We start from the raw sequence: 23729 nt of genomic DNA, 5'->3' as shown, positions 1-23729 counted from the left end.
ATACCTCAGCGTCGCAGCGCTGTCGTGAACGCCGGGTGTGAGAACGGGGTCAGATCCCTTTTCCCATGGACAACGGATCGGCCCCCACGCCAGGCCTCAACCCGGCGGCGGGCCCAGCTTCAGCGACAGATCGATGGCCTGCACGTGCTTGGTCAGTCCACCGATGGAGATGCAGTCAACGCCGTCCTCGGCGATCGAACGCAGGCCGCCCAGGCCCACGCTGCCTGACACTTCCAGCGGAATGCGGCCGGCCGTGATGCGCACTGCCTCGCGGCGCAGGTCGGGGCTGAAGTCATCCAGCAGGATGCGCTCGCAACCGGCTTCCAGCGCCTGGCGCAGCTGGGCCAGGTCCTCGACCTCGACCACCAGCGGCAGCGCGGGCCATTGCCGGCGCGCGGCGGCCACCGCCGCGGCCAGCGAACCGGCGGCACGGATGTGGTTTTCCTTCAGCATCACCGTGTCATAGAGGCCGAAGCGGTGGTTGTCGCCGCCGCCACAGCGCACTGCGTACTTCTGCGCCAGGCGCAGGCCAGGCAGAGTCTTGCGGGTGTCGAGGATGCGCGTGCCGGTACCGGCCACCGCCGCCACGTAGCGGGCAGTGGTGGTGGCGGTGCCAGACAGCGTCTGCAGGAAGTTCAGCGAGGTGCGCTCGGCGCTGACCAGGCTGCGGCTGCGCCCGTGCAGCAGGGCCAGCACGGTGCCTGCGGTGACCGCGTCACCTTCGGAGACACGCCATTCGATGCGCACGTCCGGGTCGAGTGCGCGGTGGGTTGCGTCGAACCACGGACGGCCGGCAATCACCCCGTCCTGCTTGCACAGCAGGTAAGCACTGTCGGCCTGGTCGGGCAGCAGGGCGGCGGTGACGTCGCCGCTGCCCAGGTCCTCGGCCAGCGCCCGCGCGACATCGGCGGCGACAACGGCCGCATCCGGCGTCGGCAGCGCGCTCATGCGGCCGGGAAGTCGGCGATCTGGGCGGTCGGGATGGCTTCCTCGGCCAGCAGCACCGGGATGCCGTCGTCAACGCGGAACACCTGCTTGCGGTCGCGGGTGACCAGCGCTTCGCGCAGCGGCTGCGCCAGCGGGTTGCCATCGGCCTTGTTCACCGCGCCGGCGGAAATGGCCTTGTTGAGGGCTTCCAGGCCCTTGCCATCCAGCAGGGACAGGGGCTGGCGGGTGTCCGGCGACACCAGCAGGTCGAGCAGCTTGCGATCCATGGTTCTTCGTCTTGCGTGGAAGATGGCTAGAATACGTCTTTAAGGCAGGTGACGGCCAATGACCCCCAACCCGATCGCGCCGCTTGTCGGCATCGTCATGGGTTCCCGTTCCGACTGGGAAACCATGCAGCACGCCGCCCAGAAGCTTGAAGCCCTGGGTGTTCCGTTCGAAGTGAAGGTGGTGTCCGCGCATCGGACGCCGGATGTGTTGTTCAGTTACGCCGAGCAGGCGGGCCCGCGTGGCCTGCGCGCGATCATCGCCGGTGCCGGCGGGGCCGCCCACCTTCCGGGCATGATCGCCGCCAAGACCGCCGTGCCGGTGCTGGGCGTGCCGGTGCAGTCCAAGGCCCTCAACGGCATGGATTCGCTGCTGTCGATCGTGCAGATGCCGGCCGGCATCCCGGTCGCCACCTTCGCCATCGGCAATGCCGGCGCGTCCAACGCGGCGCTGTTCGCTGCTGCGATGCTGGCCAGCGACCAGCCGGCGATCGGCCAGGCGCTCGACGCCTTCCGTGCACGCCAGACCGAAGACGTGATGGCCCACGACGATCCGCGCCAATGAGCCTGACCGTCGGCATCCTGGGCGGCGGCCAGCTCGCCCGCATGATGGTCCTGGCCGGTGCGCCGCTGGGACTGCGCTTCCAGCTGTACGACCCGGCGGCCGACGCCTGCAGTGGCCCGCTGGCGCCGCTCACCGTCGGTGCCTTCGATGACCGCCATGCGCTGGCGGAGTTCGCCGCCAAGGTCGATGTGGTCACTTTCGATTTCGAGAACGTGCCCGCAGACAGCGCGCAGTTCCTGGCCGACCGCGTGCCGGTCTATCCGCCGCCGGCCGCGCTGGCGGTGGCCCAGGACCGGTTGAGCGAGAAGACCCTTTTCCAGCAGTTGGGCATCCCGCTGCCGGCCTTCGCTGATATCCGCAGCCGTGACGAGCTGGCTGCGAAGGCGGCTGAGTTTGGCCTGCCTTGCATCCTCAAGACCCGCCGCCTTGGTTATGACGGCAAGGGCCAGTTCCGCCTGCGCAGCGAGGCCGACATCGACGCCGCGTGGGATGCACTGGGCGCGCAGGTCGAGCGTACCGGCCTGATCCTGGAAGGCTTCGTAGCGTTCCAGCGCGAGGTCAGCGTGGTCGCCGTGCGTGGCCGCGATGGCAGCTTCGAAGCCTGGCCGGTCACCGGCAACTGGCATGTCGACGGCGTGCTGTCGGCCAGCGTGGCACCGGCTGTGCTGTCCGATGCCGAGCAGCAGGCCGCGATCGGCTATGCCCGCCGTGTCGCCGAGCACCTGCAGTACGTCGGCGTGTTCGCGCTGGAGCTGTTCTGTCGCGATGGCGAGCTGTTGGCCAACGAGATGGCGCCGCGCGTACACAACTCCGGCCACTGGACCATCGAGGGCAGCGAGACCTCGCAGTTCGAGAACCATCTGCGTGCCGTGCTGGGCCTGCCGCTGGGCAGCACCCGCATGCTCGGCCACGCCTGCATGCTGAACTGGCTGGGCGCGATGCCGGACCCGGCACCGGTGCTGGGCCAGGCCAGCGGCCATTGGCACGACTATGGCAAGGAGCCGCGCGAAGGCCGCAAGGTCGGCCACGCCACGTTGCGCGATGACGATGCTGCCGCGTTGGCCGATGCGCTGGAGCAGGTCGGCCTGGAGCTGGATCGCCAGGCCCAGGTGGCGCCGGCGGTGCACGCGCTGCGCAATCGCTGAGCCCGGTAGTGCCGGCCGCTGGCCGGCAGTGCAACGCTGTGAAGCGCCGGTGCAGGCATCGGCGCAACATTCCCGGTGGTAGCGTGGAGCTCCTTTCACAGGAGTCACCCCCATGCTCGACTGGAATGCCTACCGCAAGGAACTGAAGGGCCGTATCGGTGAGATCGGCAAGCTCTCACCGGATACGGTCAAGGGCTACGCCACCCTGGCTAACGCTGGCGCGCAGACCAACCACCTCGATGCGAAGACCCGGGAGCTGATCGCGCTGGCGGTGGCGGTCACCACCCGCTGCGACGGCTGCATCACCGTGCACGTGGATGCAGCGCTCAAGCATGGTGCCAGCCGCGAGGAAATCGCCGAGGCGCTGGGCGTGGCGGTGTCGCTCAACGCCGGCGCCGCGCTGGTGTACTCGGCGCGGGTGATGGATGCGGTGGCCGCGCACGAGAACGCGTGAAGCCACGCTCTGCTTTCCGGTAGTGCCAGCCGCTGGCTGGCAGATTCGCCATCTCTGTACACCGATGGGGATGCCGGCCAGCGGCCGGCACTACCCCGGGGCGGAGCCGCTGCCTCAGCGTAGCTGGCTCTCAGCGAATTCCCAGTTGACCATCTGCCAGAACGCGTCCAGATAGCGCGCGCGATCATTCTGGTAGTCGGTGTAGTAGGCGTGCTCCCAGACATCGCAGCACAGCAGCGGCGTGCTTTCACCCGTCAGCGGCGTGCCGGCATTGCGGGTCGCCTGGATGCCCAGCTGTCCGCCCGGATGCTGCACCAGCCACACCCAGCCGGAGCCGAACAGGCCCAGCGCGGTGCGGTTGAATTCCTCGCGCAGGCGCTGCACGTCGCCGAACTGGCGCTTCACCAGCTCGCCCAGCCGACCCTGCGGTTCGCCACCGCCACGCGGTCGCAGGCACTGCCAGTAGAAGCCGTGGTTCCACGCCTGAGCGGCCGCATCGAACAGCTTGCCCTGGGCCTGGCGAACGATCTCTTCCAGTGACGCGTCTTCCCACTCGGTGCCGAGGATGCCGGCATTGACCGCATCCACGTAGGCGCGATGGTGGCGGCCGTGGTGCAGCTCCAGGGTCTGTGCGGACAGGTGCGGCTGCAGGGAGCCGGAAAGGTAGGGCAGGGCAGGCAATTCGACAGGCATGGACAGGTTCGTGGCCAGAGGGGCGGCGGCAGCCGGTTCCATCCGCTTACAATGGCGGCTACCGTGGGCAGTCTAGCCGACCACCGCGGTCGGTTTGTCCGGCGAAGCAAGGAGTGAGGTTGTGGCGGTAATGCAGCAAATCCAGGCCGAGGTCGATCGTTACCCGCTCGTGCTGTTCATGAAGGGCACCCCGCAATACCCGATGTGCGGTTTCTCCAGCCGCGCCGTACAGGCGTTGATGGCAGCCGGCGCGGTCACCCTGCGCACCGTCAACGTGCTGGAAGAACCCGAGATCCGCGCCAACCTGCCGCGGTTCTCCAACCTGCCGACCTTCCCGCAGCTGTTCATCAATGGAGAGCTGATCGGCGGCTGCGACATCGTCCTGGAACTGTTTGAAGCCGGCGAGCTCAAGCGCATCGTCGAAGAGGCGACCCAGGGATGAGTGCCTGGCCATCGACGTCACCGACCAACGGGGCGCTCGATGGCCGCCCGTTGCAGGATCGCGTGGTGCTGGTTGCCGGCGCCGGCGGTGGGCTGGGCAGTGCGGCGGCCGTTGCCGCCGCCGCCGCCGGGGCCACCGTGGTCCTGCTGGGCCGCAAGCCGCGCCGCCTGGACCGTGTCTATGCCCAGGTCCAGGCCGTCGGCCCGGAACCGCTGCTGTATCCGCTGGATCTGGAGGGGGCAGGCCCCGACGACTATGCCGAACTGGCCCAGGCCCTGCAGCGCGAGCTGGGGCGCCTGGATGGAATGCTGGTCTGTGCCGCCCATTTCCCCGGATTGACCCCGTTCGAACTGGCCGACCCGGCCAGTTTCGCCCGTGCGGTGCATGTCACCCTCACTGCCCCGGCGTGGCTGGCCCAGGCCTGCCTGCCGCTGCTGCGGCAGCGCGACGACGCGGCCCTGGTGTTTGCGGTCGATGCCTCCGAACGGGTGGGGCAGGCCTATTGGGGTGGATACGGTGTGGCCCAGCATGGCCTGCGCGGGCTGATCACCAGCCTGCATGACGAACTCGGCCGCAGCCCGGTGCGGGTCAGCGGCCTGTATCCGGGCCCCCTGCGCACGGCGCTGCGCGCCAGGGCCTATTCCGTCGACCAGGACCCGGCCGCCCGGGGCCCGGAGGCCGCCGCTGCGGCGGCCGTGACCCTGCTGTCCAGCGCTGGGCTTGCCTGGCGGGGCCGGATTCTCGACGCCAGTGAGGCGCCCCTGCCGGAATGAGGCCGGGGGAAAGGCGGAGTGAAGAACCCGTCACGATTGCGTTGCGATCCGGTGCCGTTTGTCGCACAACCGTCACATTGATGGCGTAGCGTGTTAATCTAGTGTTAACCGTTGTGGCTGCCTTCAGCCAAGCGGTAGGGAACCCCAGATAAATCTCCGACCAGCCACCCGCAGGGCTGTTTGGATGCGCTTTTTTTCCGCCATCGCCAACTCGCATCGAGGCTACCGAAAAATGACCCACCCACTCCGGATGTCCAAGCTCACCCTTGGTCTCGTGGCTGCGCTCGCCGCCGCTCCCGCCTTCGCCCAGAGCACCTCTGCCGGTGTCGGCGGCCAGGTGATGTCCGCCGCAGGCCAGCCTGTCGCCGGCGCTGAAGTCACCATCACCCACACCGAGTCGGGCACCGTTTCGCGTGCCACCACCGATGCGTCGGGTCGATACAACGCGCGCGGCCTGCGCGTGGGTGGTCCGTACACCATCACCATCACCAAGTCCGGTGAAGGCACCAAGACCGAAGAGGGTGTCTACCTGAACCTGAACCAGGTCAACACCGTCAACGCCAACCTGGGCGGTGACCTGGCTGCGACCAACCTGGACGCGGTGAACGTTGTTGCGACCGCCGGCGGCCTGGACCTGTTCAGCGCCAACAAGATGGGCACCGGCAGCAACGTGACCCGCGAAACGATGGACGCGCTGCCGTCGGCCAACCGCAACATCCAGGACTACATCCGCCTGGACCCGCGCATCTCGCAGGTCAGCAAGGCTGACGGCGCGATCTCGGCCGGTGGCCAGAACACCCGCTACAACGCCATCCGCATCGACGGCATCAGCGCCTCCGATCCGTTCGGCCTGGGCTCCAACAACCTGCCGACCGAGCGTCAGCCGGTGTCGATGGATGCCATCCAGGAAATCAACATCGACCTGGCCAACTACGACACCACCATCGCCGGCGGTACCGGTGCGGTGATCAACGCCGTGACCAAGTCGGGTACCAATGAGTTCCACGGCACCGTGTACGGTTCTTACCGCGACAAGGACATGATCCGTACGCGCCTGGAAGGCGACACGACGGACTTCAACGGCTTCAAGGACGAGAAGACCTACGGCATGACCCTGGGCGGCCCGATCGTCAAGGACAAGCTGTTCTTCTTCACCAACTATGAAAAGTACGAGCGTAGCGGCGGCGGCGTGAGCCTCGGCGAAACCCCGTACAACAAGCCGAACGGCATCAGCGACGCCGACATCGCCCGCGTGCAGAAGCGCATGTCCGACCTGGGCTACCCGGTTGGCGGCATCGGCGCGCTGGACAACAAGACCTCGATCGAAGAGTACGCGATCAAGCTCGACTGGAACATCAACGAGAACCACCGCGCGGCCCTGCGCTACAACAAGATGAAGCAGGACGTCGTCCGCTTCCCGCAGGTCAACAACAGCGCCATCTCGCTGAGCGACTTCTGGTACACCCAGCCGACCCAGTACGAAACCTGGATGGGTGAACTGTTCAGTGACTGGTCCGAGAACTTCTCGACCGAGTTCAAGGTTTCGCACAAGGACTACTCGTCCAACCGCGTTGCTGCCTCGCACCTGCCGCAGATCCGCGTGCGCTTCGGCAACAACTCGCTGTACCTGGGTACCGAGCAGAACACCCACACCAACATCGTCGAGTCGAAGGAACTGAGCGCCTTCGGTGCCGGTACCTGGTACATCGGTGACCACACCGTCAAGTTCGGTTTCGATTACACCGACAACGACCTGATGAACTTCTACGGCCGCAACCTGTACGGCGCGTACGAGTTCGCCGACCTGGCTGCGTTTGAAGCCGGTACCCCGTCGGCCTACCAGGTGCGCGTCCCGCGCGCCGGCGGCAGCGTTGACGACATTCCGGCCAAGTTCCACCTGAAGAACACCGGCCTGTTCATCCAGGACACCTGGGCGATCAACTACAACCTGAGCCTGATGTTCGGTATCCGTATCGACATGCCGGACTTCAGCACCCAGCGCCTGTACAACCCGCGCATCGAACAGCTGTACGGCTTCAACAACACCCAGCTGGTCGACAAGAAGCTGTTCCAGCCGCGCGTCGGCTTCAACTACACCTTCGACACCGATCGTCCGACCCAGCTGCGCGGTGGCGTTGGCCTGTTCGGCGGCGCTGCTCCGAACGTGTGGCTGGCAGGTGCCTACCAGAACACCGGCCTGAACTACTCCGAGTACAACCTGACCCGCAACCCGGGTGGCTTCAGCTTCGACGCCGACAACCCGTACATCCCGAACCCGTCGCTGGCCTCGGCCCGCCAGAACGTTGACCTGATCGCTCCGGGCACCCGTCTGCCGTCGGTGTGGAAGGCCAACCTGGCGTTCGACCACGAGCTGCCGTGGTACGGCATCGTGGCGTCGGCTGAAGTGCTGTTCACCAAGGTCAAGGATGGACTGTACTTCGACCGCCTGGACGTGATGACCCCGAATGCCAACCGTTCGGTCGGTCAGGACGGTCGCGCGCTGTACTGGAACGACTACGGCATGAATGGTGCCAATGCCGGCCCGAACGGCATGCAGGCTGGCCAGAAGAATGGTCGCGCCTGCTCGGCGACCGATCGGACCTGCCCGGGTGACCGCGTCAACCGTCCGGGTGACATCGGCGACGTGATCCTGCTGCGCAATACCGACAAGGGTCGCGGTTCGCAGGCTACCTTCTCGCTGGCCAAGCCGCTGACCGAGAACTGGGGCTGGTCGCTGGGTTACACCTACACCCAGTCCAAGGAAGTGAGCCCGCTGTCCAGCTCGCAGAACACCTCGAACTGGAACAACACGCTGAGCCTGAACGCCAACGACAACGTTGCGTACAACTCGCGCTACGCGATCAAGGACCGCATCACCGGTACCCTGGAGTGGAAGCACAACTTCTTCGGTGACAACGCCACCCGCGTTGGCCTGTTCTATGAAGGCCGTTCGGGCCGTCCGTACAGCTACGTCTACTACAACGACGTGAATGGCGACGGTGCCGGTACCAACGACCTGTTCTACGTGCCGAAGGGCCCGGGTGACGTGATCTTCACCGGCGGCGCCGACATGGAGAAGAAGTTCTTCGATTGGCTGGCGCAGAACCCGGAACTTGAGGCCTACCGTGGCAGCGTGGTCCCGGCCAACTCGCACCGCGCCAAGTGGGTCAACAGCTTCGACGTCCGTATCAGCCAGGAATTCCCGGGCTTCGTGAAGGGTCACAAGGGTGAAGTCGCCCTGGACATCATGAATGTCGGCAACCTGCTGAACAAGAAGTGGGGCCTGATCGACGACTACGGCTTCTACGCCACCCGTCGCGTTGCCAACTACTCGGGTATCGACCCGGCTACCGGCAAGTACCTGTACAACTTCACCGGCCGCACCGACAATTCCTCGATCCAGGAAAACAACAACGACAAGGGCAACACCGCCGTGTCGCGTTGGTCGATGCAGCTGACCCTGAAGTACAAGTTCTGATCCGTCAGGGCTTGATGATGTAAACGGAAACGGCCGGGGAAACCCGGCCGTTTTCCGTTCAGGCGAAAGTCCTTGCAGGCCACTCTGCATCGGCGTAGCATCCGGAAATGTGCGCGGTGCCAACGCCGCCGATGCGGTCCCGGAAAGGCGAACGCGGGGAGCACACATCCAACGGTCGGGCTTCCCGGCCGTTTTGCTTTTTAAGGGGGCGGCAGTACAGTCGGAAACCTTGAAGGAAGCAAAAAATTGGACATGACCACGAACGAAAAATCAGCCCGCGCACTGCCGGTGCAGGACGCACGGATCTACCCGCGCGGTGGGCTGGATGTGCTGTCGCGGGCCGAAGTGGCCCGCCTGCGCGATGCCTCTGCCGGCGGCATGCACGAGCTGCTGCGCCGCTGCGCGCTGGCCGTGCTGACCAGCGGCAGTGCCTCTGACGATCCGCGCGCGGCGCGCGATCTGTATCCCGATTTCGACATCCAGGTAGCGCAGCAGGATCGCGGCGTGCGCATCGACCTGGTCAACGCACCGGCCATGGCCTTCGTCGATGGCGAGATCATCCGCGGTGTTGCCGAACTGCTGTTCGCCGTGGTGCGTGACCTGGCCTACATGGCCATCGAGATGGGCCCTGCCTACGCGGCCGAGCTGGAGTCGTCCGAGGGCATCACCAACGCGGTGTTCGGCCTGCTGCGCAATGCGCGCATCCTCAACCCGGGTGACCCGAACCTGGTGGTGTGCTGGGGCGGCCACTCGATCTCGCGCGACGAGTATCTGTACACCAAGCAGGTGGGCTATGAACTGGGCCTGCGCGGCCTGGACATCTGCACCGGCTGCGGCCCGGGCGCGATGAAGGGCCCGATGAAGGGGGCCACGATCGCCCATGCCAAGCAGCGCCGTACCGTGACGCGCTACATCGGCCTGACCGAGCCGGGCATCATCGCCGCCGAGTCGCCGAACCCGATCGTCAACCACCTGGTGATCATGCCGGACATCGAGAAGCGCCTGGAGGCCTTCGTCCGCATCGGCCACGGCATCATCGTGTTCGCCGGTGGCGTAGGTACCGCCGAGGAAATCCTGTACCTGCTCGGCATCCTGCTGCGCGAGGAAAACAAGGACCTGCCGTTCCCGCTGATCCTGACCGGACCGACCGTGGCGGCGCCGTACTTCGAGCAGATCGACCGCTTCATCCGCCTGACCCTGGGTGACGCGGCCGCCGAGCGCTACGAGATCATCATCGGCGACCCGGTGGCGGTGGCGAAGAAGATGGCCAACGGCATCAAGCGCGTGCGCGAGCACCGCCTGGCGCAGAAGGACTCGTTCTTCTTCAACTGGTCGATCGAGATTCCGTGGGAGTACCAGCAGCCGTTCGTGCCCACCCACGAGGCGATGGCCGCATTGGACCTGCACCACGGGCGTGCGCCGCATGCGCTGGCGGCCGACCTGCGCCGCGCGTTCTCGGGCATCGTCGCCGGCAACGTGAAGGAAGACGGCATGCGTCGCATCGAACAGTTCGGACCGTTCCAGATCCATGGTGACCCGGACATGATGCAGGCGCTGGACGCGTTGCTGCGCGCTTTCGTCGAGCAGCGCCGGATGAAGATCTCCGGCGAATACCAGCCCTGCTACCAGGTGCTGGCCTGAGCCCGGGCCGGTGCGATGGGGATCGCGCCGGCCGGGGTGGGAAGGTGCGGGTCGTCAAGGCTTTGACGCCCGTCGCCCTGGATTGACCGTTCATCCTGCCGCCGCTTGCCGGTGGCGGGACGATGGCCCATCGTGGCCATCAACACGCTGGGGAGCGTCCAATGTCTTTGCGCCGGCAAAACGGCTTCACGCTGGTCGAGTTGATGATCACGCTGGTCATCCTGGTCATTCTGGCCAGCATCTCCTATCCCAGCTTCCGCACCGCGATGCGCTCGAACCGGCTGACCACCACCAACAACGAGGTGATCGGTCTGTTGTCGCTCGCTCGCAGCGAGGCCATCCGCAACCGCCATGGTGGCGGGGTGTGCGGCAGCAGCAACGGCACGTCCTGCGATGGTGAGTGGAGCAAGGGCATGCTGGCCTGGGGCGACGCCGATGGCGATGGCTCCGTCAGCGGCAGCGAAAGCGTGCTGCGCTTCTCCAAGGGCAGCAGCAGCCTGGCGGTCGAGGCTCCCAGCCCAACCGTCATCACCTTCGATTCCCAGGGACGCCGCCGCGCGTCCGCCGACCAGGTCGTGAGCCTGGTGCCGCAAGGCTGCAAGACGGGTGACCCCATGCGGACCCTGACCGTCCTGTTCTCCGGCCAGGTCCGCTCCACCGGAGGAACCTGCAAATGAAACGTCGTCGTTCCGGCATGGGCGGGGCTGCCCGCAGTCGTGGCTTCAGCCTGATCGAGGTGCTGATCGCGCTGCTGGTGCTGGCGTTCGGCCTGCTTGGCTTTGCGCTGCTGCAGACCATGAACGTGCGGTTCGTGCAGAGCGCCAGCCAGCGCACCCAGGCCACCAGCCTGGCCTACGATCTGATCGAGCTGATGCGCGTGCAGCGCAGCGAGACCCTCAACGGTGGCGAATACACCAAGGCCTCCTTCACTGCCGGCTCGGTCACCGCGCCGGCTGGCCCCTGCACCTGGCCCAACAGTGCCGACGTGACAGCCTCCAAGGCGAACGTGGCGCGCTGGCAATGCCAGGTCGTCAAGGTGCTGGGAGGCAAGGCCAGCGCCAACGTGACCGTCAATGATGGTCTGGTCACGGTGGGCATCGGCTGGGGAGACGAGCGATGGAACGCAGCCAATCCCGACAGCATCACCACGTTCACCCTGGTTACCCGTCTATGAAGCGCGCGCCTTCCGCTGCCAGCCATGCGGCTGGCCTCTCGCTGGTTGAACTGCTGATCTCGCTGGTCATCGGCCTGGTGCTGATGCTGGGCGTGACCCAGATCTTCATGGCTTCGCGGGCGGCCTCGCAGCTGTCCGAAGGTGTCGCGCGCACCCAGGAGAACGCCCGATTCGCATTGGAGTTCCTCGAGCGCGACATCCGGATGGCCGGGCACATGGGCTGCGTGAATGACCAGGCGCACCTGGTGCGCGCCCAGGACAGTGTCAAGGTCAACATTGCCGGCGTGAAGTCGGGTGATGGCAGCCCGATGGACTTCTCGGTGCCGATCCAGGGTTACGAGGCGCAGGGCACCGCGCCTGGCAACAAGCTGACCCTCGGCGCAAGCTGGGGGGCTGCCGGCAGCACGCCGTCGGCGATCACCAATCTGAAGCCCAAACCGCTTGGCGGCAGCGACATCATCGTGATGCGCTACCTGGCGCCGGAAGGCTCGCCGGTGCTGTCCATCGGCTCCGGCACTTCGCCGGACATCACGATCGCCAGTGACGCGGCGGCCCGCCTGTCGGCCGGTGCCGTCACCACGCCCTCGGCGTTTGCCGTGGCCGATTGCAGCAAGGTGGACGTGTTTGCGGGAAAAATCGCCGGCAGCACGATCACGGCCAGCAAAGCCGATCTCTCGGCGTATTCGGCCAACAACGCGGTGACCATGGTCTATCGGGTGGAATCGATGGCGTACTACGTGGCAACGAATACCGCCGGCGAACCCGCGCTGTACCGCGCGCGTGGCGCTGGCGACAACACGTTCGCCACCGGTGAGGAGCTGGTGGAGGGCATTGAGAGCCTGCAGTTCCTCTACGGCCAGGATACCGAGACGGCGATCAGCAGCACCGCGCCGCCGACCGGGGTAATCGCCTTCCAGAAGACTGCCAGCGGGGTCAGTACCGGTACCGATGCCGCCGCTGTCGCTGCGTGGCGACGGGTTGGCCTGGTGCAGTTTGGACTGCTGGTGCGCAGCCCGCAGCGCGCCGCGGCCGAGCAGGCCAATACGGCCGTGGCCCAGCTGGGCGTGCTCGGCGTTGGCTTCAATCCGCCCACGACCTACGACGATCGTTACCGTGCCTCCTACGAGGTGTCCGTGGCACTGCGCAACCGACTGTTCGGGAACTGACCCATGAAGCCCACCGACTCCCGTCGATTCCAGGGGCGTACGCAGCAGCGCGGTGCGGTGCTGTACGTGGCTCTGATGCTGTTGATCCTGCTGTCGCTGATCGGCGTGGTCGGCATGCAGGTGGCGAGCATGCAGGAGCGCATGTCCTCCAACTACCGGGCCGCCAACGTGGCGTTCCAGGCCAGCGAGCGGGCGGTCCGTGACGCCGAGCGGTCGATCGAGGAGATCGACAACAATACCGGCGACGGCGGCTCGTTGAAGGCTGACGCCATCAAGCGCATCTGCGATGACGGCTTCGATCCCACCCGCTGGGTGGGAGAGCAGAAACTGTCGGCGGCGCCGGTGGTCAGCGTGCGCCGCATCGACGCCTGCATCCAGGGCGAATCGACGCTGGGCATGGGCACGCCGGAAAGCGAAGAGCCCACCCGCGTCTACCAGATCACCGCGTTCGGCTCCGATCGCGATGCCGCCACCAGCAACGAGGGTACTTCCTCGGCGGCTGTCGACACTGTTTTCAAGCTTTGAGGAACCCGGTCATGGCGACCCGAAAGATCAAGATCCTGGCCGGCTCCGGGCTGTTGCTGGCGGTGGCTGGCGGCACCTGGCTTGCGATGAACCTGTTCGCCGCACAGGCGCAGGGCACATTGTCGCAGCACCCGATGAACCTGAAGGTCTCCGCGCCGCCGTCATTCATCATGGCGGTGGACGATTCGGGTTCGATGACCTTCCAGACCCAGTTCCCGGGGCAGGACGGAACGGCGTGCTGGCACTACGGGAGGAAGAGTTTCTTCCGGTCGGCCGGTGTTCTCAACACGCCCGATGACGTACTCCCCACCTATGATCGGTGGGGCAATGCCATCCAGACCGGCGAATGCAGCTATTTCTACGTGTTGCCGGGCGCCCGGATCAACAACTACAACGGCATCCCCGCTCTGGATGTCTTCGGGTTCGCACGATCAGCGGCCTACAATCCAACCTACTACGACCCCGCAATCAAGTACGAGCCCTGGTTGCGGATCGTAAATGAAGAGGTGCAGTCGTATCCGGACGCGAGCACGTCGGCCACCCTCATCGATCCTCGTGAGACAGATACACTCGCGATCGCCAGCAGCTATCTGGGTACTTCGTCCTGGGACGTCCAGAGGATGCAGGAAGGGATGACGGTACCGGCCGGGCAGTCCTACAGGACTGCAAGCAGGGCCAATGGTAATTTTGGCAACGAGAACGCCAATACGAGAGGCACGACCTGGAGCTCGGCGGGCTATGCGTCGCTGCGCTATGTGCCCGCAACGTTCTACATGCCGTACACCAGCGATGGTGACGCCTATCCGCAGTTGCCAGGCACTGCCAATGCGTATGCAGGTATCCAGCGAACCAAGGTCACCGGCGCCTGCGGTTCCGGATGTGACATGTGGAAGTACGTCATCGGGACCGGTGATGCTGCCGCATTGCAGAACTTCGCCAACTGGTACTCGTACTACGGTAACCGCAACCGGGCGATGATCGCCGGCATGACGCGCGCATTGAATGTCAATGACATGTATGTCGGGTATTTCCGGATCAACGATTTCCAGAATTACAACAGTTCGACAGACTCCAACAAACGGCTTGCGATCCGGGACATGAGCGTGATCGGGCAGAAGTCCGCGCTCTACAGCAGCATGATCGCGCTGACGGCCAGTGGTGGCACGCCGAATCGACATGCCGTCAACGCTGCGGGCCTGCAGTTCATGCGGACCGATGACAATGCCCCCATCAAGCTGTCCTGCCAGAAGAATGCGGTGATGCTGTTCACCGACGGCTACAGCAACAATGGCAACAACCTTTCGTCATCCCTCGCACCTGCCCCGGGCAACGTGGACGGGGACATGGGGACTCCCTTCTCGGATGGCAATTCCAACACCATGGGTGATATTGCCGCGTACTACTACGTGAACCCGTTGCGAACCGATGATCGGATGCCCCGGGGACAAGTGCCGGTGCCGGAGCAATGTGCGACCAGCACTGACAAGTCGCTGGACTGCAAGAAGGACCTGCATATCAACTTCTACGGGATCACGCTGGGCGCGCGTGGCAATCTGTTCGATCCGAACAAGCAACAGAACCCGTATACCGATTCGGCGGTCTACAGCAACTGGCCAAGTCGCCAGAACGACAACCCCAGCACCGTGGATGACATCTGGCACGCCGCGACCAATACCCGCGGTGAGTACATCAACGCGCGTACTCCGGCAGACATCACCACGGCCATGCGCCGGGTGCTCTCGTCGGTCACCTCCGGGCCAGCGCCTTCGGGCAGCCAGGGCCTGACCGGCGCGCGTATCGGTACCGGGTCGCTGGCGGTCACGCCCCAGTTCGAAGTGGCCAACGAGGAAACCGATTGGTTCAGCCGCCTGAAGGCATCCAAGCTTGCGGTGAACGACAAGACGCAGCAGACCGAGTACACGCAGGTGTGGGAAGCGGCCGAGAAACTGGGCGCGCAGCGTTCGCGCACCATCGTCGCCACCAAGGGCAATGCTGCAGTTGACTTCAGCAGCACCAACATCGCCTTCACCGATCTCTGCAACAAGGACGAGAAGCAGTATCCGGGTATTGCGCGCTGTTCTGCGACCGAGGCTGAAAAGCTGGGCGGCGACATCGCCACGGCCATGGCTTATCTGCGCGGCGACGCATCACGCGAAGTGCGCAACTCGGGGGGCATCTATCGCACCCGTACCACCGTGCTGGGTGACATTGTCAATTCCAGCCCGGTGATCAGTTCGCCCCGCGACGACTATGGCTACCAGCGCATCAGCACCGCGATGGCGACCTCGTATGCGACGTACCTGACCCGCAAGCGCAACAATGGCCGCTACATGGTCTATGTCGGTGCCAATGACGGCATGCTGCATGCCTTCGACGGTGGCATGAACGGCAATGGCGTAAGTGACGGTGCCGGTGGCAGCGAGACCTTCGCCTACATCCCTGGAACCGCGCTGGGCCACATGGCCAACCTGCTGTATCCCTACGTGGCGGCCAACAAGTCCGACCAGCGCTTCCGTCATCGCTACTACGTGGATGGACCGATCGCGGTGGCGGACGCGCAGATCGGTGGCAACTGGGCCACGGCACTGGTCGGTACGGCCGGCGCCGGTGGGCGCTCGGTGTTCGCGCTGGATGTGACCACGCCGTCCAGCTTCGGTACCGGCAATCGCCTGTGGGAAATCAGTGACGTGGCGCCGGGGCTCGATAGCACCGTGAAGGCGAATATCGGTCATGTCCTTGGCAAGCCGGTGATCGTGCCGGTGAAGGAAGGGACCGGGGTGGCGTGGAAAGCGATCTTCGGCAACGGTTACAACAGCCTCAGCCGCAAGGCCGTGCTGTTCGTGGTCGACCTGGGATCGGGCGCGGTGCGGATGATCACTGCTACCGAGGCCGCAGCAACCGCACCTGCCGGTGACAATGGCCTGGGCAACATCGTAGCTGTCGACCGTTGGCGCGCCGACAGCGCCGGTGGGACCGGGCGTGTACGTGGCCGTGACGGCCTGGCGGACACGATCTATGCGGCCGACCAGCGCGGCGCGCTGTGGAAGTTCGACCTGGAAAGCACGGCGACCTCGGTCACCACGCCGGTGTTCACCACGGCGCGCCAGACCAACAACAACAACCAGGTGTATCGCCAGCCGATTACCGGCGGCATGACCGCAGTGACCGGACCCGGTGGTGGCGTGATGCTGGTGCTGGGTACCGGCAGCTTCTCCTTCGACAATGACCCCCAGGATCTCACCGCGCAGTCGCTGTACGGTGTCAACGACACCAGCAAGGACCAGCCGGAGGCCACGATCGTGCCCGCCAATCTGGTGGCCTATACGGTGACCACCACCAACAAGTTGCGCACGGTCACGGCCACGCCCTTCTCCGGGGCGGCGCGCGGATGGAGCATTGCACTGCCCGGCGCAGGTGAACGCTTTGTTGGTAATCCTGCCGTGGCGTCGGGAACGGTGTTCATGCCGACCTACATGCCCACCGCGGGTGGCCGTGGCTGTTCGACCGAGGGAAGCAACTGGCTGTTTGGCCTCAATCCGATCTCGGGTGTTGCATCGCTGGAGCAGGCGCGGGTCGGGTCCATTACCGGCACGCCCTACGGAGCGGGCACGGCTGGCGTGAGTCTCGACACCGGCGGCACCGCACCGGTGAAGGACGTCAATGTCTCGGTGATGCCACGCCTGGCAAAGGGTGCCGATCGAGGCGGACGTGCCTGCTGGATGGCGGTCAACGTGGCGGGTGCTCCGACGATGTACGTGCCTTATCCCTGCGGTCGCCAATCCTGGCGCCAGATCCAGTAACGAAGACATGCCCATGAGCCTGAACACTCTTTCCCGTACCCTGCGTCGTCCCGGCAAACAGCACGGTTTCTCCCTCATCGAACTGATGATCGTGGTGATCGTGCTCGGCATCCTGGCCGCGATTGTCGTTCCGTCGTACCAGCAGTACATCCGCCAGTCGCACCGGGGCGTGGCCAAGGCGGACCTGGTGGAATACGCGCAGCGTGCTGAGCGCTACTACTCGGTGAACAACACCTACTCGGGCTTCGCGCTGCCCAGCAAGGTGTCGCCGCGCGAGGGCGGGACCACACGGTACGCGATCACGTTCGATGGCAAGGCGTCCTCGTTCACGCTGACTGCGACGCCCCAGGGCAACCAGACCAAGGACAGCTGCGGGACGCTGAGCGTGGACCAGGCCAACCGCAAAACGGCCAGCGGCACGGTTTCCGATTGCTGGTAAATCAGGTGTTGATCTTCCTCTGAACGCCCAGTACAATGCGCCTCCCCGCCCGAATAGCTCAGCCGGTTAGAGCACTTGACTGTTAATCAGGGGGTCGTTGGTTCGAGTCCAACTTCGGGCGCCAGATACTGCAAAAGCCGCGAGAAATCGCGGCTTTTGTCGTTTTGGCCCGTCAGCAGGGAAGGGTGCGGTCGACACGCTCGCTGCGGATGCGGCCGCCGTTGTTGATGACCAACCTGCCATGCAGCCGGTCTCCTGCGCAGATGCGCAGCGTCAGATTGGCACCGGGACTGCGCCCGTCAGGCTGGAAGAACAGCAGCGGCCGTCCACCGCTGGCCTGGGCGACGATGGCGATGTCGGTCCGGCCTTGATGGTGGATCAGGATGTCCTGGGCGGATGCTGGTGTCCCCCGGTGCCTGCCGCTGCGATAGATGATCCACCCTGCGCTCCAGTCGCGGGAGCACTGCTCACCGTCGTCGCTGGCGCACAGCCCGATCAGTTCGCGGCGCTTCAGGGCCTCGCTTCTGGCGCTGGAAAGACTGGCATGCAGGGTCAGCTGCAGGGCGTCGGCGCGTTGCCGCAACAGCACCGGGCGCAGGGCCGGCCAGCCCACGGCCAGCAGAACGGAAAGGATGGCGATCACCACCAGCATCTCGACCAGATGCACGCCGCGTGATGCTGAACGACAGTGGGCGGGAGTGCGATGCATGGCATCAAGCCTCGCGCCGCAGCGGGACGGCCGCCATCAGGCACTGCCGCGCCCGCCTGCCCGGAAAGCCCTCAGCCGGCCGTCACCCCTTGCCCCGTATACTTGTCTTTCCCGGGAACTGGCAACACCATGAGCGACCGTTTCGAACTCGTCTCGCCGTATTCGCCGGCGGGCGACCAGCCTGATGCCATCGCGAAGCTGACCAGCAACTTCGAGGCGGGCATCGCCAAGCAGACCCTGCTGGGCGTCACCGGCTCGGGCAAGACCTACACCATCGCCAACGTCATCCAGAACGTGCAGAAGCCGACGCTGATCATGGCGCCGAACAAGACGCTGGCGGCGCAGCTGTATGGTGAGTTCAAGGCGTTCTTCCCGCACAACGCGGTCGAGTATTTCGTCAGCTACTACGACTACTACCAGCCGGAGGCCTACGTGCCTTCGTCGGACACCTTCATCGAGAAGGACAGTTCGATCAACGAGCACATCGAGCAGATGCGGCTGGCCGCGACCAAGACCCTGCTGTCGCGCCCGGATGCGATCGTGGTGGCCACGGTGTCGGCGATCTATGGCCTGGGTGCGCCGGAGGACTACCTGTCGCTGCGCCTGATCCTGTCCAAGGGTGAGCGCATCGACCAGCGCGACCTGATCAATCACCTGACCCAGCTGCAGTACACGCGCAACGAGTACGAGCTGCAGCGCGGCACGTTCCGCGTGCGTGGCGAAGTGATCGACGTGTTCCCGGCCGAGTCGGACAGCGAAGCGCTGCGCATCGAGCTGTTCGACGGCGAGGTCGAGAAGATCACCCTGTTCGACCCGCTCACCGGTGAGACGATGCGCAACATGCAGCGTTTCACCGTCTACCCCAAGACCCACTACGCCACTACCCGCGAGCGCGTGCTGGCCGCGGTGGAAACGATCAAGGTGGAGTTGAAGGAGCGGCTTGAGCAGCTGTACGCGGAAAACAAGCTGGTGGAGGCGCAGCGCCTGGCACAGCGCACCCAGTTCGACATCGAGATGATGGCCGAGGTCGGGTTCTGCAACGGTATCGAGAACTACTCGCGGCACCTGACCGGCAAGAACGCCGGCGAGCCGCCACCGACGCTGTTCGACTACCTGCCGCCGGACGCGCTGCTGGTCATCGACGAATCGCACGTGACCATTCCGCAGATCGGCGCCATGTTCAAGGGCGATCGCTCGCGCAAGGAGACCCTGGTCGAGTTCGGATTCCGCCTGCCGTCGGCACTGGACAACCGACCGCTGCGTTTCGAAGAATGGGAGGCGCGCTGCCCGCGCGCGATCTACGTGTCCGCCACGCCGGGCCCGTATGAGTACCGCGAGGCCGGCGACGAGATCACCGAGCTGGTGGTGCGCCCGACCGGCCTGATCGATCCGGTGGTGGAGATCCGCCCGGTGGGCACCCAGGTCGACGATCTGATGAGCGAGGCCAACGCGCGCATCAAGGCCGGTGACCGAGTGCTGGTCACCACGCTGACCAAGCGCATGGCCGAGAACCTCACCGAATACCTGACCGAACACGGTATCCGCGTGCGTTACCTGCACTCGGACGTGGATACGGTCGAGCGCGTGGAGATCATCCGCGACCTGCGCCTGGGCAAGTTCGATGTGCTGGTGGGCATCAACCTGCTGCGCGAAGGCCTGGACATGCCCGAGGTGTCGCTGGTGGCGATCCTCGACGCCGACAAGGAAGGCTTCCTGCGCTCCACCGGTTCGCTGATCCAGACCATCGGCCGCGCCGCCCGCAATGTGCGCGGCAAGGCGATCCTGTATGCGGACAAGGTGACCCGCTCGATGCAGGCAGCGATCGACGAGACCGACCGCCGCCGCGCCAAGCAGGTCGAGTACAACGAAGAACATGGCATCGTGCCGCGCTCGGTGGCGCGCCCGATCGTCGACGTCCTCGAAGGTGCGCGTTCGGATGCGGCGGAGAAGGAAGCCAAGAAGGGCAAGGGCAAGGGCAGGGCGGGTGTTGCCGAGGACGGAGCCGATTACCGTTCGCTCGGTCCGGCCCAGCTGGCGGCGCGTCTCAAGGCGCTCGAACAGCAGATGTACCAGCACGCCAAGGACCTGGAATTCGAGGATGCCGCACGGGTGCGTGACCAGATCCGGCAGCTGAAGGAAGCGAGTCTGGGCTGAACGCGGCGGTGCAGCATCTTCTTCACAAAAGTGTTGCGCTTCACGGCCGGCATCCGTAATATACGCGGCCTGCACCGACGCAATCGCGGACGTTCAGAAGCAAAAACGGGCGGTTAGCTCAGCGGTAGAGCACTACCTTGACATGGTAGGGGTCACAGGTTCGAACCCTGTACCGCCCACCACGAAGTCTCCGGAAGGGGGCTGTCGTGAACTGAAGAGCCCGGCCCTGGCGCCGGGTTTTTACGTAGCAAGGCCAGCTTTCGGGCGGCAGGAACAAGATGGGCGGTTAGCTCAGCGGTAGAGCACTACCTTGACATGGTAGGGGTCACAGGTTCGAACCCTGTACCGCCCACCACCTGGCTCCCGGCATTACCGGTGCAGCGGTGGATCACGATGAAAGCCGGCCCTGGGCCGGCTTTTTCGTTTACGGCGGTTGCCGGTGCCGAGCGTCAGCGCTGGGCAACCCATTCGTCGATGCTGATCATGCGCTGCAGCCGCCAGTGCCCGTCCACGCGTTCCCAGACCTGCGCGAAGCGCGCCGAGCCGGCTTGCCGCTGCGGGGCGTCGGCCTGTGGCGGCTGATTGCCCACGCGCAATACGCGATCCTGGCGTAGCCAGTACAACTGCAGGGTGGCCGGGGCCGCTTTCCGATCCGGCACCGACGATGTTTCTGCCTGCCCGGCGTCGGCCTGCAGGATCTGGCTGCGCAGGGAGGCATCCCCGGCGTCGGCATCGCGGCCGAACAGGCCAGCGCACAACAGCAGCAGGGCAAGCATCGGCATGGCACGGTGCTCCGGAGAAGGGAGTCCAGCGTGGCACTGCCCCCTGCGCTGTGAAACCGGTATGCGACGAAAGCCGGAAAAGCGCCCGCCAAGTCGCTGCGGGAAGGATGAATCCGGGCCGGGAAGTGCCGGGCCGCGCTTCAAGGCGGCCCGGCGTGGTGGGTCACTGCGGGGTGGCCCGGTCATGGCCGCGGCGCTGGCTCAGCTCCGCGGCGGGTGAGGCGGGCCAGCGATGCCGACCCCATGCACGGATCCGGTTACAACGGGTCGCAGCACAGCAGCTGGCCGTGCTTGCCCGCGTTGCCGAACGGGCACTGCGGGTGCGGTTCGCAGCCCGGTGCATATCCGGTCTTGGGCGAGACGGCGAAGGCCTGGCTGGCGCCGAAGGCCATGGCCGCGACAACGACGATACCGGCGACGGACGAAAGCACTTTCTTTCCGATCATGTGTATCTCCTTGGTTGGCGTTGTGGAGTTGCAGTTGCCGAAGGCACGGGAGTGCCGGTTGTGGCGCGAATGCGGTAACAGGGGGCCGCGACGCAATGCGCGGCACGCGGGATCAGGGCAGCGCCGGCTTCGGTGCGAGCGACGCGACGGCAGCCTGCACGACCTGGGCGTCGAGCTGGCCGACATGCTTGTAGGCAACGCGGCCATCGGCAGCCAGCACCATCAGCATCGGCGTGACGGTGGCGCGATAGCGCGTGGACGCGGCGGCTTCGTTGTCGATGGCGATCGGGAAGCGCAGTGCATGTTTGCCGGCGTAGTCCGCCAGCTGGTCGTATGGCGGCATGCCGACACCGACCAGTTCGCTGTTGCCGCGGGCCGCAGCGATCTGTTGCAGCTGCGGTACCGAGGCCAGGCAGTAGCGGCATGCGGTGGAGAAGAAATAGAGGATCTGCGGAACCTCGCGGGCACCGCCGATATCGACGAAGGTCTGCTGCGTGGTGCGCAGCGCCAGCGCATCCGGACGACTACCCAGTTCGAGGCCATGTGCTGCAAGACGCATGTCCTGCAGCTGCGTGGCCATCTGCTCATTGATCTGCCGCAGCTGGCGGTTCTGCCATCCGAGCGCGATGACCAGCACGGACAGCAGCAGGGCGACAACGGGGAACAGGACGCGCTTGAGCATCGATCATCCTTGAACACAGCGTTGGGTCGAACATACCCGAACTGGCGCGCAGGTTGTTAAGCGGATGTTCCCGGCACATCCTCCGACGGAGCGCATGTACTAGAGTTGTGCCCGCGCAGGCATGCGTGCATGCCCTCCACCCATCCCCAGGATCTTTCAACGATGAGCGATCATGTGCCGGTTTCCAGGCCCAATCCGTTCTTTGAACTGCTGTTCGGCGGCAACATGCTGGAAGGTACGTTCAAGGCAGTGATCTGGGTCGCCCTGTTGTCCGCTGTGCTGGCCTGGACCACGTTCCGCTGAGCGGGGGCGCGGCACTGCCGCCGCGTTGCGGCAGGCCGGTGCTCAGGCGCTGAAGGCCTGGCGCAGGCTGCGCAGGGTGGCCTGCCGGTGCTCTTTCGCGCTGGCCTCGCCCATTTCCAGTTCCTGCAGGCGCAGCCCGACCAGGGTCATCGAAAGCGCGTATCCCCGGGCTGCGTCGGCAACGCGCGACTGGCCGAGCGCGCGACGTGCAAGCGCGCTTACGTGCTCAAGGTCGGGCATCAGGCCAAGGTAGACGCGTTCGGCGCTGTCCAGATCGGGGGCTCGCAGGATCGCGTGTGCTTCGGAGGTGGGGGAGACGGAGGCCATGGGGAGTCCTTGTCCGTAGCGGGTGCTCGTTCAGAACGAGCGCATCAGGGAAATGAAGGCCGATGACTGAGTGCCGCGTCGTGCCATCGGGCTGTCCTTTACTGCATCGCCGAACCACTGGTTGGCGACCACGCCGGTCGCGCGCCACTTCGTGCCCAGGGGCGTGCTGACTGCGATCTGCAGGCTCGGTGATGTCGCGCTACCCGGGTTGTAGGCGGCAAGTCCCGAGCGCAGCGCTTCCTCATCGCTGATGCCGTAGTAGTAGTCGAGCAGGCGCGCACTGGAGTGCACCACGCCGACCTTGGGCACCCAGGTGAAGCGACCAGCCTGGATCGGATAGCTGTAGTGCAGGCGCGACTCCATGCCACCTCCGTGCCCGGTGACCTCGCGCATCACGCTGGCCTCGACGATGCCCCAGTCGGCGCTGTATTCACCATTGATGCCGGCCATGGCGGACATCTGCCGGCTGTGCAGGAGACGCAGCTGAGGATCGTTCACGTCGTCGGTCTTGAAGCGCAGCGTGTAGGGCGTGACCGCCGCCGACAGGCGCAGGCCCTCGCGCTTGTAGAGGTACATGCCCAGCGAGCCCGGGCTGGCGAAGAAGCGCTGGCCCTGCCAGGCAATGGACGGGACCACCAGTGGCTTGACGTCGTAGTGCGCATACGCGCCCGAGGTCGCGCCAGCACTGATGCCGGCCTGTACGCCCGGGTTGCTGTCGGCGGCCTGCGCGAACACCGGCAGGCCAAAGGCAGCGGAGAACAGCAGCGGGCGCAGCAGGGTCGAGGGCAGTGGCGGCATCGGTCAACGACGTTGCGGAGGA

Annotated in this window: 24 protein-coding genes and 3 tRNA genes; 18 read left to right on the top strand and 9 right to left on the bottom strand. The window is 65.4% G+C overall.

The window, feature by feature from the left end; all coding sequences use genetic code 11:
* Positions 1-96: 96 nt before the first annotated feature.
* Complete coding sequence (nadC, locus tag AC5P7E_RS08560; protein ID WP_005408846.1) at positions 97-948, bottom strand: carboxylating nicotinate-nucleotide diphosphorylase; 852 nt, start codon at positions 946-948, stop codon at positions 97-99.
* Positions 945-1214 (bottom strand): Trm112 family protein, encoded by a 270-nt coding sequence (locus AC5P7E_RS08555; RefSeq protein WP_005408847.1) that lies wholly within the window; start codon positions 1212-1214, stop codon positions 945-947. Before AC5P7E_RS08555 ends, nadC begins: the two co-directional genes overlap by 4 nt.
* Before the next feature lie 58 nt (positions 1215-1272).
* Here AC5P7E_RS08555 and purE point away from each other — a divergent pair, with 58 nt between their 5' ends.
* The 3 genes from purE (at position 1273) to AC5P7E_RS08540 (ending at position 3375) form a co-directional block, all read left to right on the top strand.
* Positions 1273-1776 carry a 5-(carboxyamino)imidazole ribonucleotide mutase gene (purE, locus tag AC5P7E_RS08550; protein WP_005412808.1) on the top strand — a complete coding sequence of 168 codons (504 nt, stop codon included), beginning with the start codon at positions 1273-1275 and terminating at the stop codon, positions 1774-1776.
* Positions 1773-2921 (top strand): 5-(carboxyamino)imidazole ribonucleotide synthase, encoded by a 1149-nt coding sequence (locus tag AC5P7E_RS08545; RefSeq protein WP_024956581.1) that lies wholly within the window; start codon positions 1773-1775, stop codon positions 2919-2921. Before purE ends, AC5P7E_RS08545 begins: the two co-directional genes overlap by 4 nt.
* A 112-nt stretch (positions 2922-3033) precedes the next feature.
* On the top strand, positions 3034-3375 hold the full coding sequence (locus tag AC5P7E_RS08540; protein WP_019659022.1) for a carboxymuconolactone decarboxylase family protein: 342 nt from the start codon (positions 3034-3036) through the stop codon (positions 3373-3375).
* Positions 3376-3489: 114 nt separating this feature from the next.
* On the opposite strand, the gene AC5P7E_RS08535 is transcribed toward AC5P7E_RS08540, so the two are convergent.
* Entirely contained in the window at positions 3490-4068 is a 579-nt protein-coding gene (locus AC5P7E_RS08535; RefSeq protein ID WP_032966020.1) for a superoxide dismutase, read from the bottom strand.
* Between the two features lie 121 nt (positions 4069-4189).
* Between AC5P7E_RS08535 and grxD the strand changes: the two genes are divergently transcribed.
* From grxD to AC5P7E_RS08480, 11 genes are all read left to right on the top strand, one after another.
* On the top strand, positions 4190-4510 hold the full coding sequence (gene grxD, locus AC5P7E_RS08530; RefSeq protein WP_005408852.1) for a Grx4 family monothiol glutaredoxin: 321 nt from the start codon (positions 4190-4192) through the stop codon (positions 4508-4510).
* The gene (locus tag AC5P7E_RS08525; RefSeq protein WP_114618477.1) at positions 4507-5283 is read left to right on the top strand and encodes an SDR family NAD(P)-dependent oxidoreductase; all 777 of its coding nucleotides are present in this window, start codon (positions 4507-4509) and stop codon (positions 5281-5283) included. Before grxD ends, AC5P7E_RS08525 begins: the two co-directional genes overlap by 4 nt.
* Before the next feature lie 232 nt (positions 5284-5515).
* Entirely contained in the window at positions 5516-8761 is a 3246-nt protein-coding gene (locus AC5P7E_RS08520; protein ID WP_081113781.1) for a TonB-dependent receptor, read from the top strand.
* 252 nt (positions 8762-9013) lie between these two features.
* Positions 9014-10402 (top strand): nucleotide 5'-monophosphate nucleosidase PpnN, encoded by a 1389-nt coding sequence (gene ppnN / locus AC5P7E_RS08515; protein WP_005408855.1) that lies wholly within the window; start codon positions 9014-9016, stop codon positions 10400-10402.
* A 161-nt stretch (positions 10403-10563) separates the two neighbouring features.
* The gene (locus AC5P7E_RS08510) at positions 10564-11079 is read left to right on the top strand and encodes a GspH/FimT family pseudopilin (RefSeq protein ID WP_012479676.1); all 516 of its coding nucleotides are present in this window, start codon (positions 10564-10566) and stop codon (positions 11077-11079) included.
* On the top strand, positions 11076-11576 hold the full coding sequence (gene pilV, locus AC5P7E_RS08505) for a type IV pilus modification protein PilV (RefSeq protein WP_059033892.1): 501 nt from the start codon (positions 11076-11078) through the stop codon (positions 11574-11576). The genes AC5P7E_RS08510 and pilV overlap by 4 nt, the downstream gene beginning before the upstream one ends.
* The gene (locus tag AC5P7E_RS08500; protein WP_005408858.1) at positions 11573-12742 is read left to right on the top strand and encodes a PilW family protein; all 1170 of its coding nucleotides are present in this window, start codon (positions 11573-11575) and stop codon (positions 12740-12742) included. The genes pilV and AC5P7E_RS08500 overlap by 4 nt, the downstream gene beginning before the upstream one ends.
* Positions 12743-12745: 3 nt before the next feature.
* Positions 12746-13267, top strand: a complete 522-nt coding sequence (locus AC5P7E_RS08495) for a pilus assembly PilX family protein (RefSeq protein ID WP_495222835.1) — start codon at positions 12746-12748, stop codon at positions 13265-13267.
* Between the two features lie 11 nt (positions 13268-13278).
* Positions 13279-17067, top strand: a complete 3789-nt coding sequence (locus AC5P7E_RS08490; protein ID WP_005412814.1) for a pilus assembly protein — start codon at positions 13279-13281, stop codon at positions 17065-17067.
* Between the two features lie 13 nt (positions 17068-17080).
* Complete coding sequence (locus tag AC5P7E_RS08485; RefSeq protein ID WP_005408861.1) at positions 17081-17506, top strand: type IV pilin protein; 426 nt, start codon at positions 17081-17083, stop codon at positions 17504-17506.
* Between the two features lie 47 nt (positions 17507-17553).
* A tRNA-Asn gene (locus AC5P7E_RS08480) sits at positions 17554-17630 on the top strand.
* Positions 17631-17678: 48 nt separating this feature from the next.
* On the opposite strand, the gene AC5P7E_RS08475 is transcribed toward AC5P7E_RS08480, so the two are convergent.
* Positions 17679-18215: a GspH/FimT family pseudopilin gene (locus AC5P7E_RS08475; protein WP_005408862.1), complete on the bottom strand. Its 537-nt coding sequence runs from the start codon at positions 18213-18215 to the stop codon at positions 17679-17681.
* 129 nt (positions 18216-18344) lie between these two features.
* On the opposite strand from AC5P7E_RS08475, the gene uvrB reads away from it, so the two are divergent.
* The 3 genes from uvrB (at position 18345) to AC5P7E_RS08460 (ending at position 20724) form a co-directional block, all read left to right on the top strand.
* Positions 18345-20369 carry an excinuclease ABC subunit UvrB gene (gene uvrB, locus AC5P7E_RS08470; RefSeq protein ID WP_005408863.1) on the top strand — a complete coding sequence of 675 codons (2025 nt, stop codon included), beginning with the start codon at positions 18345-18347 and terminating at the stop codon, positions 20367-20369.
* 107 nt (positions 20370-20476) lie between these two features.
* Positions 20477-20551: transfer RNA gene (locus AC5P7E_RS08465), tRNA-Val, on the top strand.
* Positions 20552-20649: 98 nt separating this feature from the next.
* Positions 20650-20724 (top strand) — tRNA-Val (locus tag AC5P7E_RS08460).
* A gap of 94 nt (positions 20725-20818) precedes the next feature.
* Here AC5P7E_RS08460 and AC5P7E_RS08455 read toward each other — a convergent pair.
* From AC5P7E_RS08455 to AC5P7E_RS08445, 3 genes are all read right to left on the bottom strand, one after another.
* Entirely contained in the window at positions 20819-21151 is a 333-nt protein-coding gene (locus AC5P7E_RS08455; protein WP_114618476.1) for a hypothetical protein, read from the bottom strand.
* Positions 21152-21408: 257 nt separating this feature from the next.
* Positions 21409-21597: a hypothetical protein gene (locus tag AC5P7E_RS08450; protein WP_005408865.1), complete on the bottom strand. Its 189-nt coding sequence runs from the start codon at positions 21595-21597 to the stop codon at positions 21409-21411.
* Positions 21598-21709: 112 nt separating this feature from the next.
* Positions 21710-22279, bottom strand: a complete 570-nt coding sequence (locus tag AC5P7E_RS08445) for a TlpA family protein disulfide reductase (RefSeq protein WP_005408866.1) — start codon at positions 22277-22279, stop codon at positions 21710-21712.
* 162 nt (positions 22280-22441) lie between these two features.
* Between AC5P7E_RS08445 and AC5P7E_RS08440 the strand changes: the two genes are divergently transcribed.
* Positions 22442-22582 (top strand): hypothetical protein, encoded by a 141-nt coding sequence (locus tag AC5P7E_RS08440; RefSeq protein WP_005408867.1) that lies wholly within the window; start codon positions 22442-22444, stop codon positions 22580-22582.
* Between the two features lie 42 nt (positions 22583-22624).
* On the opposite strand, the gene AC5P7E_RS08435 is transcribed toward AC5P7E_RS08440, so the two are convergent.
* Together AC5P7E_RS08435 and AC5P7E_RS08430 are read right to left on the bottom strand one after the other, a co-directional pair.
* On the bottom strand, positions 22625-22909 hold the full coding sequence (locus AC5P7E_RS08435; RefSeq protein ID WP_005408868.1) for a hypothetical protein: 285 nt from the start codon (positions 22907-22909) through the stop codon (positions 22625-22627).
* A gap of 30 nt (positions 22910-22939) precedes the next feature.
* A complete protein-coding gene (locus AC5P7E_RS08430) occupies positions 22940-23707 on the bottom strand; it encodes a MipA/OmpV family protein (RefSeq protein WP_108270463.1) in 768 nt (255 codons plus the stop codon).
* Positions 23708-23729: the final 22 nt, after the last annotated feature.

The organism is Stenotrophomonas sp. YJH_SMC_25 (assembly GCF_059369595.1).
The sequence above is the reverse complement of the archived record's forward strand: the minus strand, read 5'-3'. Positions and strand labels throughout refer to the sequence as shown.

What these genes read in the sequence shown, in the direction of transcription:
- ppnN (WP_005408855.1), top strand. Translation starts at nt 9,014, where the DNA reads ATGACCACGAACGAAAAATCAGCCCGCGCACTGCCGGTGCAGGACGCA.
- AC5P7E_RS08555 (WP_005408847.1), bottom strand. Translation starts at nt 1,214, where the DNA reads ATGGATCGCAAGCTGCTCGACCTGCTGGTGTCGCCGGACACCCGCCAG.
- AC5P7E_RS08445 (WP_005408866.1), bottom strand. Translation starts at nt 22,279, where the DNA reads ATGCTCAAGCGCGTCCTGTTCCCCGTTGTCGCCCTGCTGCTGTCCGTG.
- AC5P7E_RS08520 (WP_081113781.1), top strand. Translation starts at nt 5,516, where the DNA reads ATGACCCACCCACTCCGGATGTCCAAGCTCACCCTTGGTCTCGTGGCT.
- AC5P7E_RS08440 (WP_005408867.1), top strand. Translation starts at nt 22,442, where the DNA reads ATGAGCGATCATGTGCCGGTTTCCAGGCCCAATCCGTTCTTTGAACTG.
- AC5P7E_RS08485 (WP_005408861.1), top strand. Translation starts at nt 17,081, where the DNA reads ATGAGCCTGAACACTCTTTCCCGTACCCTGCGTCGTCCCGGCAAACAG.
- AC5P7E_RS08435 (WP_005408868.1), bottom strand. Translation starts at nt 22,909, where the DNA reads ATGGCCTCCGTCTCCCCCACCTCCGAAGCACACGCGATCCTGCGAGCC.
- AC5P7E_RS08490 (WP_005412814.1), top strand. Translation starts at nt 13,279, where the DNA reads ATGGCGACCCGAAAGATCAAGATCCTGGCCGGCTCCGGGCTGTTGCTG.
- AC5P7E_RS08525 (WP_114618477.1), top strand. Translation starts at nt 4,507, where the DNA reads ATGAGTGCCTGGCCATCGACGTCACCGACCAACGGGGCGCTCGATGGC.
- AC5P7E_RS08475 (WP_005408862.1), bottom strand. Translation starts at nt 18,215, where the DNA reads ATGCATCGCACTCCCGCCCACTGTCGTTCAGCATCACGCGGCGTGCAT.
- AC5P7E_RS08545 (WP_024956581.1), top strand. Translation starts at nt 1,773, where the DNA reads ATGAGCCTGACCGTCGGCATCCTGGGCGGCGGCCAGCTCGCCCGCATG.
- AC5P7E_RS08500 (WP_005408858.1), top strand. Translation starts at nt 11,573, where the DNA reads ATGAAGCGCGCGCCTTCCGCTGCCAGCCATGCGGCTGGCCTCTCGCTG.
- AC5P7E_RS08455 (WP_114618476.1), bottom strand. Translation starts at nt 21,151, where the DNA reads ATGCCGATGCTTGCCCTGCTGCTGTTGTGCGCTGGCCTGTTCGGCCGC.
- nadC (WP_005408846.1), bottom strand. Translation starts at nt 948, where the DNA reads ATGAGCGCGCTGCCGACGCCGGATGCGGCCGTTGTCGCCGCCGATGTC.
- purE (WP_005412808.1), top strand. Translation starts at nt 1,273, where the DNA reads ATGACCCCCAACCCGATCGCGCCGCTTGTCGGCATCGTCATGGGTTCC.
- AC5P7E_RS08510 (WP_012479676.1), top strand. Translation starts at nt 10,564, where the DNA reads ATGTCTTTGCGCCGGCAAAACGGCTTCACGCTGGTCGAGTTGATGATC.
- AC5P7E_RS08495 (WP_495222835.1), top strand. Translation starts at nt 12,746, where the DNA reads ATGAAGCCCACCGACTCCCGTCGATTCCAGGGGCGTACGCAGCAGCGC.
- AC5P7E_RS08450 (WP_005408865.1), bottom strand. Translation starts at nt 21,597, where the DNA reads ATGATCGGAAAGAAAGTGCTTTCGTCCGTCGCCGGTATCGTCGTTGTC.
- AC5P7E_RS08430 (WP_108270463.1), bottom strand. Translation starts at nt 23,707, where the DNA reads ATGCCGCCACTGCCCTCGACCCTGCTGCGCCCGCTGCTGTTCTCCGCT.
- pilV (WP_059033892.1), top strand. Translation starts at nt 11,076, where the DNA reads ATGAAACGTCGTCGTTCCGGCATGGGCGGGGCTGCCCGCAGTCGTGGC.
- AC5P7E_RS08535 (WP_032966020.1), bottom strand. Translation starts at nt 4,068, where the DNA reads ATGCCTGTCGAATTGCCTGCCCTGCCCTACCTTTCCGGCTCCCTGCAG.
- uvrB (WP_005408863.1), top strand. Translation starts at nt 18,345, where the DNA reads ATGAGCGACCGTTTCGAACTCGTCTCGCCGTATTCGCCGGCGGGCGAC.
- AC5P7E_RS08540 (WP_019659022.1), top strand. Translation starts at nt 3,034, where the DNA reads ATGCTCGACTGGAATGCCTACCGCAAGGAACTGAAGGGCCGTATCGGT.